At 58.8% G+C, this 17,305-nt stretch carries 15 protein-coding genes; 6 read left to right on the plus strand and 9 right to left on the minus strand.

Annotation, left to right across the window (positions count from 1 at the left end; genetic code table 11):
- Positions 1-9 precede the first annotated feature (9 nt).
- Together INF58_RS10805 and INF58_RS10810 are read right to left on the minus strand one after the other, a co-directional pair.
- A complete protein-coding gene (locus INF58_RS10805) occupies positions 10-441 on the minus strand; it encodes a tripartite tricarboxylate transporter TctB family protein (protein WP_063450373.1) in 432 nt (143 codons plus the stop codon).
- Between the two features lie 11 nt (positions 442-452).
- A complete protein-coding gene (locus tag INF58_RS10810) occupies positions 453-1,433 on the minus strand; it encodes a tripartite tricarboxylate transporter substrate binding protein (RefSeq protein WP_064910302.1) in 981 nt (326 codons plus the stop codon).
- Positions 1,434-1,585: 152 nt separating this feature from the next.
- Here INF58_RS10810 and tctD point away from each other — a divergent pair, with 152 nt between their 5' ends.
- The 4 genes from tctD (at position 1,586) to INF58_RS10830 (ending at position 5,619) form a co-directional block, all read left to right on the plus strand.
- Entirely contained in the window at positions 1,586-2,260 is a 675-nt protein-coding gene (gene tctD, locus INF58_RS10815) for a transcriptional regulator TctD (protein ID WP_017693014.1), read from the plus strand.
- The gene (locus INF58_RS10820) at positions 2,247-3,656 is read left to right on the plus strand and encodes a sensor histidine kinase (RefSeq protein WP_193527662.1); all 1,410 of its coding nucleotides are present in this window, start codon (positions 2,247-2,249) and stop codon (positions 3,654-3,656) included. Before tctD ends, INF58_RS10820 begins: the two co-directional genes overlap by 14 nt.
- Before the next feature lie 129 nt (positions 3,657-3,785).
- Complete coding sequence (locus tag INF58_RS10825) at positions 3,786-4,325, plus strand: YfaZ family outer membrane protein (protein WP_193527663.1); 540 nt, start codon at positions 3,786-3,788, stop codon at positions 4,323-4,325.
- 94 nt (positions 4,326-4,419) lie between these two features.
- Complete coding sequence (locus tag INF58_RS10830; protein ID WP_193527664.1) at positions 4,420-5,619, plus strand: nicotinamide mononucleotide deamidase-related protein YfaY; 1,200 nt, start codon at positions 4,420-4,422, stop codon at positions 5,617-5,619.
- A 31-nt stretch (positions 5,620-5,650) separates the two neighbouring features.
- Here the strand turns inward: INF58_RS10830 and glpC are convergent, their stop codons facing one another.
- From glpC to glpA, 3 genes are read right to left on the minus strand one after another with little or no spacing between them, the layout of a single operon-like run.
- Positions 5,651-6,841: an anaerobic glycerol-3-phosphate dehydrogenase subunit GlpC gene (gene glpC / locus INF58_RS10835; protein ID WP_112791571.1), complete on the minus strand. Its 1,191-nt coding sequence runs from the start codon at positions 6,839-6,841 to the stop codon at positions 5,651-5,653.
- Positions 6,838-8,055: a glycerol-3-phosphate dehydrogenase subunit GlpB gene (gene glpB, locus INF58_RS10840; protein ID WP_193527665.1), complete on the minus strand. Its 1,218-nt coding sequence runs from the start codon at positions 8,053-8,055 to the stop codon at positions 6,838-6,840. The genes glpC and glpB overlap by 4 nt, the downstream gene beginning before the upstream one ends.
- Positions 8,045-9,673 (minus strand): anaerobic glycerol-3-phosphate dehydrogenase subunit A, encoded by a 1,629-nt coding sequence (gene glpA / locus INF58_RS10845; RefSeq protein ID WP_193527666.1) that lies wholly within the window; start codon positions 9,671-9,673, stop codon positions 8,045-8,047. Before glpA ends, glpB begins: the two co-directional genes overlap by 11 nt.
- Before the next feature lie 250 nt (positions 9,674-9,923).
- Between glpA and glpT the strand changes: the two genes are divergently transcribed.
- Together glpT and glpQ are read left to right on the plus strand one after the other, a co-directional pair.
- Positions 9,924-11,276, plus strand: a complete 1,353-nt coding sequence (gene glpT / locus INF58_RS10850) for a glycerol-3-phosphate transporter (protein WP_063868234.1) — start codon at positions 9,924-9,926, stop codon at positions 11,274-11,276.
- Between the two features lie 11 nt (positions 11,277-11,287).
- Positions 11,288-12,349: a glycerophosphodiester phosphodiesterase gene (gene glpQ, locus INF58_RS10855; RefSeq protein WP_193527667.1), complete on the plus strand. Its 1,062-nt coding sequence runs from the start codon at positions 11,288-11,290 to the stop codon at positions 12,347-12,349.
- Positions 12,350-12,432: 83 nt separating this feature from the next.
- On the opposite strand, the gene yfaE is transcribed toward glpQ, so the two are convergent.
- From yfaE to ubiG, 4 genes are all read right to left on the minus strand, one after another.
- A complete protein-coding gene (gene yfaE / locus INF58_RS10860) occupies positions 12,433-12,687 on the minus strand; it encodes a class I ribonucleotide reductase maintenance protein YfaE (RefSeq protein WP_063868240.1) in 255 nt (84 codons plus the stop codon).
- The gene (gene nrdB / locus INF58_RS10865) at positions 12,687-13,817 is read right to left on the minus strand and encodes a class Ia ribonucleoside-diphosphate reductase subunit beta (RefSeq protein WP_063868242.1); all 1,131 of its coding nucleotides are present in this window, start codon (positions 13,815-13,817) and stop codon (positions 12,687-12,689) included. The genes yfaE and nrdB overlap by 1 nt, the downstream gene beginning before the upstream one ends.
- 81 nt (positions 13,818-13,898) lie before the next feature.
- Complete coding sequence (gene nrdA, locus INF58_RS10870; protein WP_023300610.1) at positions 13,899-16,184, minus strand: class 1a ribonucleoside-diphosphate reductase subunit alpha; 2,286 nt, start codon at positions 16,182-16,184, stop codon at positions 13,899-13,901.
- A gap of 348 nt (positions 16,185-16,532) precedes the next feature.
- Complete coding sequence (gene ubiG, locus INF58_RS10875) at positions 16,533-17,261, minus strand: bifunctional 2-polyprenyl-6-hydroxyphenol methylase/3-demethylubiquinol 3-O-methyltransferase UbiG (protein ID WP_193527668.1); 729 nt, start codon at positions 17,259-17,261, stop codon at positions 16,533-16,535.
- Positions 17,262-17,305: the final 44 nt, after the last annotated feature.

A 17,305-nucleotide genomic window follows, 5' to 3' on the forward strand; every position in this document is an offset into this window, starting at 1 on the left:
CGTGCTCCGTTAGTTAAACCATGCGCCAAGCGGCAGCGTCACGTCCAGCAGGCGGTCGAAGGCGTACCAGAGCAAAATGCCCAGTACGACCCCGGAGATCCCCGCCGCGGGCAGCGAGGCGTTAAACAGCATGCCAATCACCATCGTCAGCAGGGCAGTGGCAATCGGGAAGCCGAGCCACTCAAAGCCCCACGCGTACATCAGCAGGACAATCACCATCACCAGCAGACGTTGCAGGGTGCGACGTGGCGGCCACTCTACGGTGTCCGGATGGCGCAGCAGTAGCGCCACCGAGCAGAGCAGCATCAGGCCGACAATGCCGACGGGGAAGGGGCGTGGCCCGACGGGTTCATAGCTGTATTCGCTGTGGATCTGCCAGGCGACGAACAGCCCGCCAATGCAGAGCAGCAGCCATATCCCGGCAAAAATGCGATCGCTCATAGCGCCTCCGGTTATTTCGCCAGGCCAAAGGCTTTCGCCTGTTCGCGGTAGTCATTCACCTGTTTTTTCACGTACTCGTCCAGCTGCTTGCCGTTCAGGTTGAACTCAAACAGTCCGCGCAGATCGCGCTGTTTTTTGAACTCGTCGGTTTGCTGGAGTTTTGTGAAGGTATCCACCCACCACTGGTACTCGGCGTCGGTCACTTTTGGCCCGACAAAGAAGCCGCGGATGATCGGCCAGACCAGGTTATAACCCTGCTCTTTGGCGGTTGGGACGTCCGCCAGCTGGCCCGGCAGACGGTTTTCCGAGAAGACCGCCAGCACGCGGATTTTATCTCCGCTCAGGTAGGGCACCATCTCGCTGAGATCGCCCGAAACCGCCTGCACGTGATTGCCCATCAGCGCCGTCACCGGCTCGCCGCCGCCTTCAAAGGCCACGTAGCGCATCTTGTGCGGATCCACTTTGGCCTGCTGCGCGAGCAGCGCGGCTTTCATCCAGTCCTGGCTGCCGATAGACGCGCCCGCGCCAATCACCACGCTGTTCGGATCTTTTTCCATGGCGGTCAGCAAATCTTTCAGGGACTTCCAGGGAGAGTCGGCGCGAACGGCGATCATCCCGTAATCGGTGCCCACGGTGGCGAGCCAGCGCACATCATCCACGTCATAACGACCAAATTTCCCCTGCGACAGGTTCAGCAGCGAGCCGCCGGAGAAGGCCACGACGGTACCGGGTTCGGCAGGGCGCTGCGCAACAATGGCGTTATAGGCTACCGCGCCCACGCCGCCGGGCATGTAGGTGACACGCATCGGTTTTTCGATGGCCTTCGTCTCCAGCAGGCTGACCTGAATCAGCTTGCAGGTCAGGTCGAAGCCGCCGCCGGGTTTGGCCGGGGCGATACATTCGGTGCGGGACGGCGCTTCCTGCGCCTGGACGACAGAGGCACTCAACAGCAATACGCTTGCAGCAACAGCAGAAAGTAATTGTTTTTTCATCGTTTATCCTCACGCCGGAGAACCGGGAGTACGAGTACGGGTGTCTTTTTTCTGATTATGTGAACCACCTTGTAGCGGTTCCGTTGCGTGATTGTTAAAACAATAACCTTTCATTTCCCTTTCACTGCGACACCAACTTTACAGGATGTGATATGCGTCTCTTACTGGCGGAAGATAATCGTGAGCTGGCTCACTGGCTGGAGAAAGCGCTGGTACAGAACGGATTTGCCGTGGATTGCGTCAACGACGGGCGGGCGGCCGACCACCTTTTGCAGGGGGAAAACTATGCCGTCGCCATTCTTGATATCGGCATGCCCGGCTTCGACGGGCTGGAGGTGGTGCATCGCCTGAGAAAGCGCGGGCAGACGCTTCCCGTGCTGTTTCTTACCGCCCGCAGCAACGTGGCGGACAGGGTGAAAGGGCTGAATGCCGGGGCGGATGACTATCTGCCGAAGCCGTTCGAGCTGGAAGAACTCGATGCCCGCCTGCGCGCGCTGCTGCGCCGCAGTGAAGGGCGAACCCAGGAGCGGCAGCGGCTGGGGGAGCTGGAGTACGATGATGAAGGCTTTTTTCTGCTGCGCGATGAACCCCTTTCCCTCACGCCGCGCGAACTCTCTCTGCTGAAGGTGCTGATGCACCGCCGGACCCGTCCCGTTTCCCGACAGCAGCTCTTCGACCAGGTGTTCAGCCTGAACGACGACGTTAGCCCCGAGAGCATCGATCTCTATATTCACCGCCTGCGCAAGAAGCTGACCGGCAGCGGCGTGCGGATCACCACGCTTCGTGGGCTGGGCTACGTGCTGGAGTGCGGCGATGAAGTGGGTTAAGCCGCAGTCGCTTTATCTGCAACTTTTGCTCTTTCTGGGTTTGCCGCTGCTGCTGTTATGGGGGCTGTCGGCCTTTAACAGCTACGTTAGCGCGCTACAGGCGGCAACGCAGGCCTATGACCGCACGCTGTTATCCTCGGCGCGCACGGTGTCAGAGCGGCTGGTGGTGCACAACGGCAAGCTCCAGGTAAACGTGCCCTGGGTGGTGCTCGACAGCTTTGAGCTGAACATGAACGATCGCCTCTATTACAAGGTCGTTGATCCTGACGGGCGGACGATCTCCGGCTATGACGATCTGCCAAATATGCCACCCTCCACGTCGCGCACCACCCACTATCCTGCGCTGGCCTGGTTTTATCATACCGAGTATCGCGGGCAGGCGATCCGCGTGGCGAAGCTGCTCCAGCCGGTTAACGAAGACAGCGTGTTCGGCATGGCGGAGATATACGTTGCCGAAACCTTGCAGTCGCGGCGCTATCTCGCCACTCAGCTGCTGTTTTCCTCGCTCGTGTCGCAGGGGCTACTGGTGCTGCTGACGCTGATTTTAACCGCCTGGCTGCTTCGCCGCGTGCTGCGCCCGATGCGCCAGCTCTCCTCGCTGATGGTGCGCCGCGAGCCCGGGCTGCTGGCTCCGCTGCCGGAGCTGTTGCCCTGGTCGGAAACGCGGCTGCTGATTGTGGCATTTAACCGCTATATCGACAGGTTGCGCGGCGTACTTTCGCGGCAGGCGCGCTTCAATGCCGATGCCTCACACCAGCTCAAAACGCCGCTGGCGGTGCTGAAAACCCAGGTGTCCGTTGCCCTGACGCGTAACGATCCGGCGCTGTGGCAGGAAAGTTTACGGGCAATGAACGTGACGCTGGATAACACCATCGTGCTGACCGAGAGGCTGCTACAGCTTTCAGCGGTGAAGCGAAAAGAGCAGGGTGAGCGACAGTTTGCCCCTGTCGATCTGGTTCAGGTGGTGCAAAACAGCTGCTTTTCCCGGCTGGCGCAGGCGCGCAGCAAGGCTATTGACCTCGGTTATGACGGCGTACAGCAGCCGGTGATGATTGAGGGAGATGACGTGCTGCTGGGCGAACTCTGCGCCAACCTGCTGGAGAACGCGATCAAATACACGCCGGAGCAGGGCATCGTCACGGTGTACCTGCGCACAGATAACGATGCCGTTGAGCTGAGCGTGGAGGACAGCGGACCGGGGATTGCCGAAGATCAGATCTCCCAGGCCATGCTGCCGTTTCATCGGCTGGATAACGTGGGCGATGCCGCCGGGTCCGGCATTGGTCTGGCGCTGGCCAACGATATTGCCCGTCTTCACCGCAGCCATCTCCAGCTGATGCCCAGTCAAAATCTGGGCGGGCTGTGCGTGAAAATGCGCTTTTTGTTGATGATGTAAATGTCGATATTATCAAATCGTTACAAACTAATTGCCCGACGCACGCAGAGTCCATTGATCCCCCTGAAAGTCAGGTTAAAATCTCGCGGTTTTTGGACATCTCTGAATAAATTGTGCGGGATCACGACAATGAAAAAAGTGGCATTAATGGGCTTAGGCCTGATGTGTGTATCGGCGGCGGCCAACGCTATTTCCTTCAACGGCTCGGCGGGCGAGGACTATACCCACCTGGGCTTCGGTCTTGGCGCGGACAGCGCAGGGCTGGCAATGACCGGCGGCTGGACGCATAACGACGACGACGGCGATGCGGCAAGCCTGGGTCTCGGCTTCAACGTTCCTCTGGGCCCGTTCCTGGCGACCGTCGGCGGTAAAGGGATCTACACCAACCCGAACGACGGTGACGAAGGTTACGCGGCGGCAGTGGGCGGCGGCTTGCAGTGGAAAATTGGCGACAGCTTTGGCCTGTTCGGTGAGTACTACTACTCTCCGGATTCCCTCTCCAGCGGTATCGACAGCTATCAGGAAGCTAACGCCGGCGCGCGCTGGACCATCATGCGTCCGATCACCATCGAAGCGGGCTATCGCTATCTGAACCTGGCCGGTAAAGACGGCAACCGCGACAATGCCCTGGCAGACGGCCCGTACGTTGGCGTTAGCGCAGGTTTCTGATCCTCTCGGCGCGGCGTTCTGTCGCGCCAGTTTCTCTCTTCCCCCGGTCTTCGATTGCGCTATAGTGTTTTGACCATTGAAATGGGAGAACACAATGATAAACGTGGAAATGTTATCCACTGGCGACGAAGTGCTGCATGGGCAAATCATTGATACCAATGCCGCCTGGCTCGCCGATCTCTTCTTTGAGCAAGGATTACCGTTAACGCGCCGCAACACCGTGGGTGACAATCTTGAGTCGCTGGTCAACGTTCTGCGCGAGCGCAGCGAACGCTGCGACGTGCTGATTGTGAACGGCGGGCTGGGACCGACCAGTGACGATCTCAGCGCGCTGGCTGCCGCCACCGCCAAAGGCGAAGGCCTGGTTCTCCACGACGCGTGGCTGACGCAGATGGAGCGTTTCTTCTCCGATCGTGGCCGCGTGATGGCCCCCAGCAACCGCAAGCAGGCCGAGATCCCCGCCAGCGCGGAGCTGATTGATAACCCGGTCGGCACCGCCTGCGGGTTTGCCGTTCAGCTGAACCGCTGCCTGATGTTCTTCACCCCGGGCGTGCCGTCGGAATTTAAGGTGATGGTCGAGCAGCAGATCCTGCCGCGCCTGCGCGACCGTTTTACCCTGCCGGAACCGCCGCTGTGCCTGCGTCTGACCACGTTTGGCCGCTCGGAGAGCGATCTGGCCCAGAGCCTCGATCATCTGCAATTGCCTCCCGGCGTGTCGATGGGCTATCGCTCCTCCATGCCGATTATTGAACTGAAGCTGACCGGACCGGCGTCTGAGAAAGCCGCCATGCTGGCGCTGTGGCCCGAAGTGCAGCGCGTCGCCGGGGAAAGCCTGATTTTCGAAGGCACGGAAGGGCTGCCGGCGCAGATCGCCCGCCATTTGCAGTCTCGTCAGCTGAGCGTGACGCTAAGCGAGCAGTTTACCGGCGGGCTGCTGGCGCTCCAGCTGACCCGGGCGGGTGCGCCGCTGCTGGCCAGCGAAGTGGTGCCGTTCCAGCAGGAGACGCTCGCGCAGACCGCGCGCTGGGCGTCCGAGCGCAGAGTGAAGCATTTCGCGGGGCTGGCGCTGTTCGTTGGCGGGCTGGATGAGGAGCATCTCAACTTCGCCCTGGCAACCCCGGAAGGAACGCACGCCCTGCGGGTGAAGATGAGTATTACCCGCCACAGTCTGGCCGTGCGTCAGGAGGTGTGCGCGATGATGGCCCTGAACATGCTGCGCCGCTGGCTGAACGGCAAAGAGGTCGCCAGCGAGCACGGCTGGATCAACGTCGTCGAGTCGCTGTTCGTGGGGTGAGAATCTGCCGGGGCGGTGGCCCCGGCAACGGTTACGCCAGCGCGTTTGCCAGCAGGGTAATAGGATGTTCGCAGCGTTTGCTGGTGGACATCTCAATCTGCCATTTACAGGTTTCACAGTCGGTCACGACGATATCCGCGCCGCTCTCTTCAATTTGCCGGAACAGCGGCGCGCCAATTGCCTGTGACGTTGGGTAGTTTTCGCGCTTGAAGCCGTAGGTGCCTGCGATGCCGCAGCAGCGTGAATCCAGCACCGTCAGCTCCAGCCCCGGGATCAGCCGCAGCAGCTCAAGCGTATAGAGCGACCAGCCCATCTTTTCCATATGACATGGCGTGTGATACACCACTTTCAGCGGCAATTTGCCCAGCGGTAACGTCTGCCCGCCGTCCAGTTTGCGCCAGAGAAAACGGGTCGCCAGCTCGATGTGCTCGCGCAGGCCGGTGTTATCCACATCCAGCAGATGCGGATATTCATCGCGCAACGTGAAGGTGCAGGTTGACGAAGTTGCCAGTACTGGTATGCCTTTGTCGACGATCGCTTCACGTAAAGCGGTGACGTTGCTTTTCGCCTGCCTGCGCGCTTTGTCGGTAAAACCGTTGGCAATCAGCGGAACGCCGCAGCACTTCTCTTTGCTCAGCAGCTGAACGCCCGTTCCCATGGCGTTCAGCACTTTCAGCAGGTCTTTCCCCAGCTGCGGATGGTTGTAGTTCACGTAGCAGCCGTGGAAGAAGGCGACCTGCTCGGCGAACCGCGCCTGTTCTGCCGCCACGGATTTATACCAGCCGCGGAAGGTGCCGTGAGAATATTTCGGCAGGCTGCGGTGATGGTCGATTTTGAGCGTTGCATCCAGCAGCCTGCGCACCGGCTTCAGGGCGGTGGCGGCATTGACGACCGGTGCGAAAGGCGTGGAGATGCTGCCCATCAGATCGGTATGGCTCAGTATCGCGTCACGCAGCGTCGGTTTCTGCGTGCTGTAGCGCGCGCGGGCGCGCTGGATGATATCGCCAATTTTCACGTCCGACGGGCAGGCAACTTCGCAGCGCTTGCAGTTGATACAGTATTTCAGCGCCTCGTCGTAAAGCGCTCCGTCCTTCAGGCGCAGACGTTCTCCGTCGGGACCGGCCTGCTTCGGGCCGGGATAGCGCGGATCGACGCCACTGACCGGGCAAACCGTGGTACAGACCGTGCATTTGATGCAGTTTTCAAACCGGGTGTCGTTCATTGTGCTGCCTCCCTGCGCTGAATAATCTGCTCCGCAACGTGCAGCGCGGTGACGGCGCAGACGCCGCCGCCGCAGCCCTGCGCCACGGGATCGTACCCGCCCAGAACCGAACCGATGGCGTACAGGTTTTCAACCGGTTGCCCGTCCAGCCGCGGGCGCAGTTGGGCGTCGACAATCACCCCGAACTGCTGCCAGGGCTGCGGAGTGAAAAAATCGCTCTGATACCAGTCCGCGCGGGAGGCGCTTTGCCGGACGTCCAGCCCGAGGATCGCCTCACGCACGCCCTCCCGACTGCTCAGCAGACCGTTACTGAAGAAGCTGCCGCTTGCCAGCACCGTATAGCGTGCGCGAAGCGGGATATCGCCGTGGTTGCGGGTCCAGATTTCGCTTGCCGCGCCTTCTGCCAGGGTGATTTTTTTCACCTCGTCGCCCGCCATCCAGACGCCACCCTGGGCGACAAACTGACGCTGAAGCTGGGTATGCAGACGGATGCCGGGTACGGAAGGGGGGAGCGTCGGCAGTAAACCGAGCGTACAGGGCAGGCGCGCCGAGAGCCAGCGCCAGAGACGATTATCCGTTAAGCCAAAGCAGGCGGGCATAAACAGGGCGTCGCAGGTCTCGCCGAGCGGTCGAAGCGCCGCGTACAGCTGCGGCCAGTAACGTTCATTATCCAGCAGGCGGGCAATGTTCACCGCCCGAAACTCGCTGGGATTTTCGCGCAGCACGTCGAGTTCAGGGAGGTCAATCTCCGCGGTATCTGTCTGAATTCCCTGCTGCCTGAGAGACGCGGCGGCCAGATGCGGCTGAAAGTCGAGGAATCCGCTGATCCCCACCACCAGCACGCGTTCCGCAGTGATGGGGGCGACAGGCACCTCTTCCGGGCTAAGCCAGGCGGCGCGCAGGGTGCCGAGCGGCGTGACGCGCTGATGGTTAAGCTCCGCGTCACCCTGCATGCGTGCGCCGCAGGTGGTGAGCAGATATTCGGTTTCACAGGCAAAGCGGGCCATATTCTCTGCGCCCGTCAGCCGGTAGGGATGTTCAGGCGGCAGATCTTCGAACGACAGCGCGCCCAGTAAATCCAGCGATCCGGAGGAGAAGTGCAGGGCGCTCTGACCACGAGTCACAATGGCGCAGCGCAGACCGCGCTGCGTCAGCTTAAGGCCGCACAGCAGGCCCGCCAGCCCGCCGCCGACAATCACGGTATCAAATTTCATGGGGGTGCTCCTTCTCCAGACCGCAAAGCCCCTGATAGACCCAGCGGGTAAACTCGCTTTCGCGCAGGGCATCGCCCCAGGCGACGGGCTGAATGCCTTTCCAGCGCTCGTTTAAAAAATCGCTGAGCTGGGCAAGCGACTGGGTTGACGTGGTGGCGTGAAAACGTTGCAGCAGCCCGGCGGCACGGCAGGCGCACAGCTCCCCCTGACAGGTGCCCATCCCGACGCGCGTGCGGCGGCGTAAATCAAGCAGGCTGTTCACCGTCAGGTTTTCCACGGCATATTGCACTTCGCCTGCGGTCACGGCTTCGCATTCGCACACCAGGCTTCGGCTGAGTCGCCCTTCGCCAAGCCAGGTCGGAGTGCGGTCGCCGTGGCGGTAAATCGCCGAGCCGCGAAGCGGTGCGGGGAGCGAGATGATTTTATGCAGCGTTTTTTCTGTCGAGTGCTGCGAGCCGGGCAGGGCCCGCTCCGCCGTCACGCACGGCGTGGTATTGCCGAGCTTACGGCAGACGGCATCCGTGGCCCACTGCGCCATCAGCCGGTAGGTCATCAGCTTGCCGCCGGTAATGGTGATAAACCCGTCCATCCCGTCACGTTCGGCGTGATCGAGCAGCACGATGCCGCGGCTGACGTTACGCCCGCTCGGATCGTTATCGCTGGCGACGAGGGGACGCACGCCCGCGTAGGCACGCAGAATACGGGTCTGCGCCATCACCGGGGCCAACTTTTCCCCTTCGCGCAGCAGAATATCCACCTCTTCGGCGGTAACCCGGTTGACGTCAATGTCGCTGTAGTCAACGTGCGTTGACGTCGTACCGATGAGCGAAATGGTATCGCCCGGCACCAGAATGTCGGCATCGGACGGCTTGCGGCAGCGGTTGATGACGTGGTTATTGATGCGGTGATCGAGGATCAGCAGCGAACCTTTGGCCGGGAACATGCGGATGGATAAATCGGCGTATTCCGCGATGTGCTGGCCCCAGATCCCCGCCGCGTTAACCACCACGGCGGCATACAGCTCGCGGTGTTCATTGTACTGCGCATCAAACACGCGCACGCCGCGCACGGTATTGCCTTCACGAATAAGCCCGGTAACGTGGTGCCCGGTCAGGATATGCGCCCCGTGTTCCCGCGCGTCGAGCATATTGGCGGCGGTCAGGCGGAAGGGATCAACGGTTCCGTCAGGCACCTTCACCGCGCCAAGTAACGCCGGGTTCACCGAGGGTTCAATACGGCGCGCCTGCGCCGGATCGATCGCCTCAGCCTGAATGCCTGCCGCCGTGCAGGCGGTAATAAAGGTTTGCTGAAAGTCGAGATCGTCTTCGGGAAGGGTGATAAAAAGGCCGTTGGTGGGTTCAACGCAGTGGCGGGCGATGCGCCTGAGGATCTGGTTTTCAGCGATACATTCGCGCGCGGATTCAGGGTCAGTGACCGCATAGCGGGCGCCGCTGTGCAGCAGGCCGTGGTTACGCCCCGTCGCGCCGGTGGCGATATCGTGGCGTTCCAGAAGCGTGACGCTCAACCCCCGCAGGGCGCAGTCGCGTGCGATGCCGGCACCCGTCGCGCCACCGCCAATGATAATCACATCGCTTAAGCGTGGATCGTGAATTGTCATTGCCTTTCCTCTATGTTCGTTTTTTAGCATTTAGCCACAGCGATCGTGTGGTTTGTTTGATTTCGAACATAAACGCGCGAAATTCGAAAGTGAAACGTGATGTCATGCGCTTTTTTGCGCATTCTGTCATATTTCTGTAACAATCTGTGCGTTGATTCACAGTAACATTCACCGTGATTTCTTAACATCGCCGCCTCTGTAGCCGGGCGCGAGATGCCCGGTCATTATTTGAAAGGCCACGGAGGCTGTTATGCTCAGTATCTTTAAACCTGCGCCACACCGGGCGCGACTGCCAGAGGCAGAGATCGATCCTCTCTACCGCCGTCTGCGTTGGCAAATCTTCCTCGGGATCTTCTTCGGGTATGCGGCGTACTATCTGGTACGTAAAAACTTTGCGCTCGCCATGCCGTATCTGGTGGAGCAGGGCTTCTCTCGCGGCGACCTGGGGTTCGCGCTGTCGGGGATCTCCATCGCGTACGGTTTTTCGAAATTCATTATGGGTTCCGTGTCGGACCGCTCGAATCCGCGCGTGTTCCTGCCTGCCGGTCTGATCCTCGCGGCAGCGGTCATGCTGTTCATGGGCTTCGTGCCATGGGCGACCTCCAGCATTGCCATCATGTTCGTGCTGCTGTTCCTCTGCGGCTGGTTCCAGGGGATGGGGTGGCCGCCGTGCGGACGCACCATGGTTCACTGGTGGTCACAGAAGGAGCGTGGTGGCATTGTGTCGGTGTGGAACTGCGCGCATAACGTCGGCGGCGGGCTTCCGCCGCTGCTGTTCCTGTTGGGGATGGCCTGGTTCAACGACTGGCATGCCGCCCTCTATATGCCAGCCTTTGGGGCGATCCTGGTGGCGATTATCGCCTTTGCGCTGATGCGCGACACGCCGCAGTCCTGCGGCCTGCCGCCAATCGAAGAGTACAAAAACGACTACCCGGATGATTACAGCGAGAAGCACGAAGAAGAGCTGACGGCAAAGCAGATCTTCATGAAGTACGTGCTGCCAAACAAGCTGCTGTGGTACATCGCGGTGGCGAACGTCTTCGTTTACCTGCTGCGCTACGGCATCCTCGACTGGTCCCCGACCTACCTGAAAGAGGTGAAGCACTTCGCGCTGGATAAGTCCTCCTGGGCCTACTTCCTGTATGAGTACGCGGGCATTCCCGGCACGCTGATCTGCGGCTGGATGTCGGATAAAGTGTTCAAAGGTAACCGTGGCGCGACGGGCGTGTTCTTTATGACCCTGGTGACCATCGCGACGGTTGTTTACTGGCTGAACCCGCCGGGTAATCCATCAGTAGACATGGCCTGTATGATCGTTATCGGCTTCCTGATTTACGGTCCGGTGATGCTGATTGGCCTGCACGCGCTGGAGCTGGCGCCGAAGAAAGCGGCAGGCACGGCGGCGGGCTTTACCGGTCTGTTTGGCTACCTCGGCGGTTCAGTGGCGGCAAGTGCCATCGTCGGTTACACCGTCGACTTCTTCGGCTGGGACGGTGGCTTTATGGTCATGATTGGCGGCAGCGTGCTGGCGGTTCTGCTGTTGATCGTCGTGATGATCGGTGAAAAACGTCACCACGCTGAAGTGCTGGCGCGTCGTCAATAAGGAGCCTTGTCATGAAATTCACTCAACTTGCAGCCGGCCTGCTGCTGGCCGGTTTGATGACCGGCTCCGCGCTGGCGGCGGATAAAATCGTGATTGCCCATCGCGGCGCCAGCGGTTATCTGCCGGAGCATACGCTGCCGGCGAAGGCGATGGCCTATGCGCAGGGCGCGGATTATCTGGAGCAGGATTTGGTGATGACGAAGGACGACCGGCTGGTCGTTCTGCATGACCACTATCTTGACCGCGTCACGGACGTGGCGGAACGCTTCCCGGATCGCGCCCGTAAAGACGGTCGCTATTACGCCATCGACTTTACGCTGGCCGAGATCCGCTCGCTGAGGTTTACCGAGGGCTTCGAGATTGAAAACGGCAAGAAGGTGCAGGTCTATCCGGGACGTTTCCCGATGGGCAAATCTGACTTCCGTATTCACACCTTCGAAGAGGAGATCGAGTTTGTTCAGGGGCTGAACCACTCGACCGGGAAAAACATCGGTATCTATCCGGAAATCAAAGCGCCGTGGTTCCACCATCAGGAAGGAAAAGACATTGCCGCTACAACGCTGGAGGTGCTGAAAAAGTACGGCTACACCAGCAAGCAGGATAAGGTTTTCCTGCAATGTTTCGATGCGGCGGAGCTGAAGCGCATCAAAACCGAGCTGGAGCCGAAGATGGGGATGGATCTCAATCTGGTGCAGTTGATTGCCTATACCGACTGGAACGAAACCCAGGAAAAACAGCCGGACGGGAAGTGGGTGAACTACAGCTACGACTGGATGTTTAAGCCGGGCGCGATGAAGCAGATTGCGCAGTACGCCGACGGCATTGGGCCGGATTACCACATGCTGGTGGCGGAAGGCTCAACGCCGGATCACGTGAAGCTGACGGCGATGGTGAAAGAGGCGCACGCGAGCAACATGCAGGTGCATCCGTATACCGTGCGTGCAGACCAGCTGCCGGACTATGCGACGGACGTGAATCAGCTTTACGACGTGCTGTATAACCAGGCGGATGTGGACGGGGTGTTTACGGATTTCCCGGATAAAGCGGTGAGTTTTTTGAAGGATAAACGCTAAAATTGCCGGGTGGCGGCTTCGGCTTACCCGGCCTGCGAACTGCGGTTTTGTAGGTCGGGTAAGCGTAGCGCCACCCGACACTGTTACATCTCGATCTCTATATCGCCTTTTGCCCGGCAGCAGCAGGGCAAAATTTCCCCTTCACTGATAAAGGCCAGCGGTTCGGTCAGCCAGTCCACCTGGCCTGCGACCAGACGGCAGCGGCAGGAGCCGCAATAGCCTTCACGACACTGGTACTCTACCTCCACCTGATGCGCTTCAAGCGCCACCAGCAGGGAAGGGTGCTCTTCCTGGCACAGCACCTCTGTACCCGAAAGGCGTAGCGTTACGCGGGTCATCAGAGCTGGAAATCGCTCAGATCGTCGGTGTTGACTTCAGAGTCAATCTGACCGACCAGATACGAACTCACTTCCACTTCCTGCGGCGCCACCTGCACGTTATCGGACACCAGCCAGGTGTTAATCCACGGGATCGGGTTAGAACGCGTCTGGAACGGCAGATCGAGGCCAACCGCCTGCATGCGGATGTTGGTGATGTACTCAACGTACTGGCACAGAATGTCTTTGTTCAGGCCAATCATGGAGCCGTCGCGGAACAGGTAGTCTGCCCACTCTTTCTCCTGCTGGGCGGCCTGCACGAACAGGTCGTAGCACTCCTGTTTGCACTCTTCCGCAATTTCCGCCATCTCCGGATCGTCCGTTCCGCTGCGCAGCAGGTTCAGCATATGCTGGGTGCCGGTCAGGTGCAGGGCTTCATCGCGGGCGATCAGACGGATAATTTTGGCGTTGCCTTCCATCAGCTTGCGCTCGGCAAAGGCGAAGGAGCAGGCGAAGCTCACGTAGAAGCGGATTGCTTCCAGCGCGTTGACGCTCATCAGACACAGATAGAGCTGTTTTTTCAGCGCCCGCAGGTTCACGGTGACGGTTTTGCCGTTCACGGTGTGCGTGCCTTCGCCCAGCAGATGCCAGTAGCTGGTCATCTCGATCAGCTCGTCGTAGTAGTGCGCAATGCCTTCGGCGCGCTTCTGGATCTGCTCGTTGGTAACGATATCGTCAAACACCACCGCCGGATCGTTCACGATGTTGCGGATGATGTGGGTATAAGAGCGGGAGTGGATCGTTTCAGAGAACGCCCAGGTTTCTACCCAGGTTTCCAGCTCAGGAATCGAAATCAGCGGCAGCAGCGCCACGTTCGGACTACGACCCTGAATGGAGTCCAGCAGCGTCTGGTATTTCAGGTTGCTGAGGAAGATGTGCTTTTCGTGTTCCGGCAGCGCCTGGAAATCGATACGGTCGCGGGAAACGTCCACTTCTTCCGGACGCCAGAAGAAGGAGAGTTGCTTTTCAATCAGCTTTTCGAAGATGTCATATTTTTGCTGATCGTAGCGTGCCACGTTGACCGGCTGGCCGAAGAACATCGGCTCTTTGAGCTGGTCGTTTTTCGTCTGTGAAAAGGTGGTATATGCCATGAGTGTGTCCTGTGAGAGATTTTGTCAATCGGGCAAACAAAATCGTAGGCCGGGTAAGCGGAGCGCCACCCGGCATTTACATTAGATCTTACATGCGCCGCTTTCGCAGCCGTCGTCCTGAATTGACGGGGCCAGGTCGTCCTGCGCGTCTTCTGCACCGTCACGGGTGTTGTGATAGTACAGGGTCTTCACGCCAAATTTGTAGGCGGTGAGCAGGTCTTTCAGCAGTTGCTGCATCGGAACCTTACCTGACGGGAAGCGCGTCGGGTCGTAGTTAGTATTGGCAGAGATCGACTGGTCGATAAACTTCTGCATGATACCCACCAGTTGCAGGTAACCGTCGTTGTTTGGCATTTCCCACAGCAGCTCGTAGTTGTTACCCAGCGTTTCGTAATCCGGTACCACCTGACGCAGCACGCCGTCTTTCGACGCTTTGATGCTGACGTGGCCGCGCGGTGGCTCAATACCGTTGGTGGCGTTGGAGATCTGCGAAGAGGTCTCGGACGGCATCAGGGCAGAGAGCGTGGAGTTACGCAGGCCGTGCGTTTTAATGGACTCGCGCAGGCCTTCCCAGTCGAGGTGCAGCGGCTCGCTGACGATCGCATCCAGGTCTTTTTTGTAAGTGTCGATCGGCAGAATGCCTTTCGCATAGGTGGTTTCGTTGAACCACGGGCACGCGCCTTGCTCTTTCGCCAGCTCGTTGGAGGCTTTCATCAGGTAGTACTGAATCGCTTCGAACGTCTGGTGGGTCAGGTTGTTGGCGCTGCCGTCGGAGTAACGCTTGCCGTTTTTCGCCAGCCAGTAGGCGAAGTTGATCACGCCGATACCCAGGGTACGACGGCCCATTGCGCCGCGTTTTGCCGCCGGGATTGGGTAATCCTGGTAGTCCAGCAGGGCGTCGAGCGCGCGAACTGCCAGCACGGCCAGCTCTTCCAGCTCGTCCAGGCTCTTAATCGCACCCAGGTTGAACGCGGAGAGCGTACACAGAGCGATTTCGCCGTTTTCGTCGTTCACATCGTCCAGCGGTTTGGTCGGCAGGGCGATCTCCAGGCACAGGTTAGACTGGCGTACTGGCGCAACGACCGGGTCAAACGGGCTGTGGGTGTTGCAGTGGTCAACGTTCTGAATGTAGATACGACCGGTAGAGGCACGTTCCTGCATCATCAGGGAGAACAGGTCTACCGCCTTCACGCGCTGCTTGCGAATGCTGTCGTCTTTTTCGTATTTGGTGTACAGACGCTCGAACTCGTCCTGATCGGCGAAGAACGCGTCGTACAGGCCCGGGACGTCGGACGGGCTGAACAGGGTGATGTCTTCACCTTTCAGCAGACGGGTGTACATCAGCTTGTTGATCTGCACGCCGTAGTCCATGTGACGCACGCGGTTGCCTTCCACGCCACGGTTGTTCTTCAGAACCAGCAGGCTTTCCACTTCCAGGTGCCACATTGGGTAGAACAGGGTGGCTGCACCCCCGCGCACGCCGCCCTGAGAGCAGGATTTTACTGCCGTCTGGAAGTGCTTGTAGAACGGAATACAGCCGGTGTGGAACGCTTCGCCGCCGCGGATCGGGCTGCCCAGCGCGCGGATACGGCCAGCGTTAATGCCGATACCGGCACGCTGGGAAACGTATTTTACGATGGCGCTGGAGGTGGCGTTGATGGAATCCAGGCTATCACCACACTCGATCAGAACGCAGGAGCTGAACTGACGGGTAGGGGTGCGCACGCCAGACATGATTGGCGTAGGCAGAGAAATTTTGAACGTTGATACCGCATCGTAGAAACGCTTCACGTAATCCAGACGGGTTTCACGCGGGTAATTCGAGAACAGGCAGGCGGCCACCAGAATATAGAGGAACTGGGCGCTTTCGTAGATCTCACCGGTCACACGGTTCTGAACCAGATATTTGCCTTCGAGCTGCTTCACCGCCGCGTAGGAGAAGTTCATGTCGCGCCAGTGATCGATAAACCCGTTCATCTGCTCGAACTCTTCTTCCGTATAGTCTTCCAGCAGATGCGTGTCGTATTTGCCCAGCTCGACCATTTTCACCACGTGATCGTAAAGCTTCGGCGGCTCGAACTGGCCGTAGGCTTTTTTACGCAGGTGGAAAATCGCCAGACGCGCAGCGAGGTACTGATAATCCGGTGCGTCGCGGGAGATCAGATCCGCCGCTGCTTTGATAATGGTTTCGTGGATATCAGACGTTTTGATGCCGTCGTAGAACTGAATGTGAGAACGCAGTTCAACCTGGGAGATAGATACGTTGTTCAGTCCTTCTGCTGCCCAGTCGAGAACTCGATGGATTTTGTCCAGATTGATACGCTCGGTGGTACCGTCGCGCTTTGTCACCAGCAGACTCTGATTCATGTGGGTTTTTACCTGTCCGTGAAATAAAAAATATCCCCCGCTTATCCACAGATCCGTCTTGTGACTAACTCTGTGGATAAATACTACATATAGGGGTTTTGCGATAAGAATAACGCTATATGGTGAGTATTCTAGTAAGGATTCTTTTCAGTACAAGGGTTGATTTTGACGTTAAATTGAGGTTGTGAAAGGGTAAAAAAGGCTAAGTCCTCGTGCCATAAGGCCTGGAAGAGATGTCAATATTCCAGAAAAAAAATTCAAAATTTGATCGAGTGCTGATTTCTTCAACGGGAGGTCAGAATTGCGCAACATGATGTCGCGCAATCATTATAAGAATAACGGATGACGTTAGTCGTTTTTGGCGGTTGTATGCAACATATAATTAACATCCACGCCCGGGCCAAGTTTGAATTTATCCGTTAGCGGGTTGTAGTGCAGGCCGGTGATGTGCTGCTCCTTAAGCCATGTCTGGTCAACCCAGCCCAGCAGTTCGGCAGGCTTGATAAACTTCTTCACGTCGTGCGTCCCTTTCGGCACCATGCGCAGCACATATTCCGCGCCCACCACGGCCATCAGCCAGGCTTTGCCGTTGCGGTTGATCGTCGAGAAGAAGACCTGGCCGCCCGGCTTCACCAGTTTTGCACAGGCGTTCACCACCGACTGCGGGTCGGGAACGTGCTCCAGCATCTCCATGCAGGTCACCACGTCGTACAGGTGCGCATGGTTTGCCGCGTGCTCTTCCACGGTTTCCTGAACGTATTCTACCTGTACGCCGGACTCCAGCGCGTGAAGACGGGCAACCTGTAGGGGTTCGAAGCCCATGTCCAGGCCGGTGACGGTGGCCCCTTCGCGCGCCATGCTTTCCGCCAGGATGCCGCCGCCGCAGCCAACGTCGAGCACTTTTTTACCGAACAGACCGCCGGAACGCTCCGCGATATAGCCCAGACGCAGCGGGTTAATACGATGCAGAGGTTTGAACTCACCTTCGAGATCCCACCAGCGGGACGCCACCGCTTCAAATTTGGCAATCTCTTCGTGGTCAACGTTGTGAGCCACCGGGGATTTTTCGGCATTCATGGGCGCTTTTACTCCTTATTTAGCAAGACAAATGAGTATATCAG

Origin of the sequence: Enterobacter cloacae complex sp. P24RS, assembly GCF_014982165.1 — a bacterium.
In the GTDB taxonomy this organism is placed as follows: Bacteria; Pseudomonadota; Gammaproteobacteria; order Enterobacterales; family Enterobacteriaceae; genus Enterobacter; species Enterobacter quasihormaechei.

What these genes read in the sequence shown, in the direction of transcription:
- INF58_RS10805 (WP_063450373.1), bottom strand. Translation starts at nt 441, where the DNA reads ATGAGCGATCGCATTTTTGCCGGGATATGGCTGCTGCTCTGCATTGGC.
- INF58_RS10810 (WP_064910302.1), bottom strand. Translation starts at nt 1,433, where the DNA reads ATGAAAAAACAATTACTTTCTGCTGTTGCTGCAAGCGTATTGCTGTTG.
- tctD (WP_017693014.1), top strand. Translation starts at nt 1,586, where the DNA reads ATGCGTCTCTTACTGGCGGAAGATAATCGTGAGCTGGCTCACTGGCTG.
- INF58_RS10820 (WP_193527662.1), top strand. Translation starts at nt 2,247, where the DNA reads ATGAAGTGGGTTAAGCCGCAGTCGCTTTATCTGCAACTTTTGCTCTTT.
- INF58_RS10825 (WP_193527663.1), top strand. Translation starts at nt 3,786, where the DNA reads ATGAAAAAAGTGGCATTAATGGGCTTAGGCCTGATGTGTGTATCGGCG.
- INF58_RS10830 (WP_193527664.1), top strand. Translation starts at nt 4,420, where the DNA reads ATGATAAACGTGGAAATGTTATCCACTGGCGACGAAGTGCTGCATGGG.
- glpC (WP_112791571.1), bottom strand. Translation starts at nt 6,841, where the DNA reads ATGAACGACACCCGGTTTGAAAACTGCATCAAATGCACGGTCTGTACC.
- glpB (WP_193527665.1), bottom strand. Translation starts at nt 8,055, where the DNA reads ATGAAATTTGATACCGTGATTGTCGGCGGCGGGCTGGCGGGCCTGCTG.
- glpA (WP_193527666.1), bottom strand. Translation starts at nt 9,673, where the DNA reads ATGACAATTCACGATCCACGCTTAAGCGATGTGATTATCATTGGCGGT.
- glpT (WP_063868234.1), top strand. Translation starts at nt 9,924, where the DNA reads ATGCTCAGTATCTTTAAACCTGCGCCACACCGGGCGCGACTGCCAGAG.
- glpQ (WP_193527667.1), top strand. Translation starts at nt 11,288, where the DNA reads ATGAAATTCACTCAACTTGCAGCCGGCCTGCTGCTGGCCGGTTTGATG.
- yfaE (WP_063868240.1), bottom strand. Translation starts at nt 12,687, where the DNA reads ATGACCCGCGTAACGCTACGCCTTTCGGGTACAGAGGTGCTGTGCCAG.
- nrdB (WP_063868242.1), bottom strand. Translation starts at nt 13,817, where the DNA reads ATGGCATATACCACCTTTTCACAGACGAAAAACGACCAGCTCAAAGAG.
- nrdA (WP_023300610.1), bottom strand. Translation starts at nt 16,184, where the DNA reads ATGAATCAGAGTCTGCTGGTGACAAAGCGCGACGGTACCACCGAGCGT.
- ubiG (WP_193527668.1), bottom strand. Translation starts at nt 17,261, where the DNA reads ATGAATGCCGAAAAATCCCCGGTGGCTCACAACGTTGACCACGAAGAG.